The 1642-nt window shown below is 65.8% G+C and carries 2 protein-coding genes and 1 pseudogene; 1 reads left to right on the top strand and 2 read right to left on the bottom strand.

Features of this window, described 5'->3' with window-relative positions; genetic code table 11:
* Nucleotides 1-294: pseudogene (locus tag BI06_RS50175) on the bottom strand (hypothetical protein); the annotation flags it as partial.
* Between the two features lie 44 nt (nt 295-338).
* Between BI06_RS50175 and BI06_RS01520 the strand changes: the two are divergent.
* Nucleotides 339-1121, top strand: a complete 783-nt coding sequence (locus BI06_RS01520; protein WP_149030230.1) for a hypothetical protein — start codon at nt 339-341, stop codon at nt 1119-1121.
* Between the two features lie 158 nt (nt 1122-1279).
* Here the strand turns inward: BI06_RS01520 and BI06_RS01515 are convergent, their stop codons facing one another.
* The gene (locus tag BI06_RS01515) at nt 1280-1522 is read right to left on the bottom strand and encodes a UTRA domain-containing protein (RefSeq protein WP_043464250.1); all 243 of its coding nucleotides are present in this window, start codon (nt 1520-1522) and stop codon (nt 1280-1282) included.
* Nucleotides 1523-1642 lie beyond the last annotated feature (120 nt).

The following is a 1642-nucleotide window of genomic DNA, read 5'->3' as shown; positions in this document are numbered from 1 at the left end:
GTCGGTGTTGAAGAGTTCGGGGTGCTTGGCCAGGACGGTGCTGGCGATCTGTTCCATGGGCAGCAGGCCGGTGTATCGGGCTCGTAGTCCGCTGTCCTGGTGGGTGTAGAGGCGCTGGACGAGGAAGGCGGCCTCGCCTTCCTCGGTGCCGAGGGTGGCGGCGGCGCTGGCTTCGAGCCGGACGCGGTAGACGCTGGGCTCCTCTGCGTCGCGCCATCCGGCCGGGCAGAAGAACGTTTTCGAGCGCCGATAATCACAGTTCTTAGCCCGCCAAGCAGAGGCTGAGGCTGCCAACCCCCTGCTGGACAGCCGAGTTAACGACTAATCATGATGTGTGGGTGATGGAGACCGTAGTGGCCGTCGTCGGCATCATCAGCACGCTCTCAGGCATCGCCACGTCGATCGCAACCTGGCGCCGGGAGGGTCGGGCCTTCGCCGCAGCGGAGGCTCGGGAGGCCGCGAGGGAGGAACGGGAAGCGGCAAGGGAGGAACTGCGCCTCCAAGCCGCAGCTAGGAGGGAAGCGGAGGAAGCGCAGCGAAGGAGAGTCATAGCGGATCAGGCGGCGTGGATCGCATGGAGAGGCAGGGACAACGTCACCGATGCTACGAGCGCGTTGACGATCGACGTGGACTATTGGGGGGCACAGGCGGAGGTCGAGGTCCGTAACGGGGGTCGCCGGTCCGTTGACGACCTGCGGATCTTCTATCGCGGTACTGATGTGACTCCGGGCGGCGACGGTCTTGGCCTGCGAGGTATCGGACAAGCCGGCGGGGACGACTCGCCGAACCAGGACTGGTCTGTCCGGGCCACTCTGCCCGTGGCTAGCTCGAACGTGGCTTTTGGCGAACTCCACATCGAGTTCACTGACGCTGACGGTCGCACTTGGCGCAGCTATGACAGCGGGAAGTTGGAGGAGCAGCATCCGAGCGGTAGATGGTTGTCGGTGCCACAGTTTCCGCCCTCTTATGGCACCATCCCATCCCGTGCGGGAAGGGGAGAGCATTCGTTGCCCAAGTTGCCTGAAGCCGACCGAGAAGAGACACGTGATGCGGGCAGGCTGGTGTCCGTCGGCCTGCTCGTGATTGGGGTCGGGTGCCTGCTCCTCCTACTGGTCCTCTGATGAGTGAGGCAGGGCTGTCTCTTTGCCGATGGAGAACCACCGCTGCACGGTAGAGATGCAGGCGGCTCGCCACCGGGCAGCATGCTGGAGACCGACCCGGTGGCGAGCCTATCGCGCGACAGGCCGGTGGGTGATTGTCAGCTGTGTGGCGTTGGCGGTCATGGTGAGGGTTTCGAGCATGGGGGGCGGGCGTCGGCCTGGGTGCGGGTGATGCGCTGGGAGACGAGCAGGGGGACGCTCTCGGGGACGTTGAGTGCTGCTCGTTCGTCGGGGTTGGGCATGCGTGCGCTGACGCCTTCGTGCCATTCGATGGGGCCGTGCTGGGCGGCAAGTGCGGCGTAGGCGTCGGTGTTGAACAGCTCGGGATGGTTGGCCAGGACGGTGCTGGTGATCTGCTCCATGGGCAACAGGCCGGTGCAGCAGACTCGCAGTCCGCTGTCCTTGCGGGTACAGAGGCGCTGGACACGAGGCGAACGCGGGCGGCCTCACCGACCCACTCGACGGGCCCTGCTCAGCGGGCG

The sequence above is a fragment of the Kitasatospora sp. MBT66 genome, assembly GCF_000710405.2.
In the GTDB taxonomy this organism is placed as follows: domain Bacteria; phylum Actinomycetota; class Actinomycetes; order Streptomycetales; family Streptomycetaceae; genus Kitasatospora; species Kitasatospora purpeofusca.
Note: the sequence above shows the minus strand (reverse complement) of the source record. Positions and strands in the feature narration are given on the sequence as shown.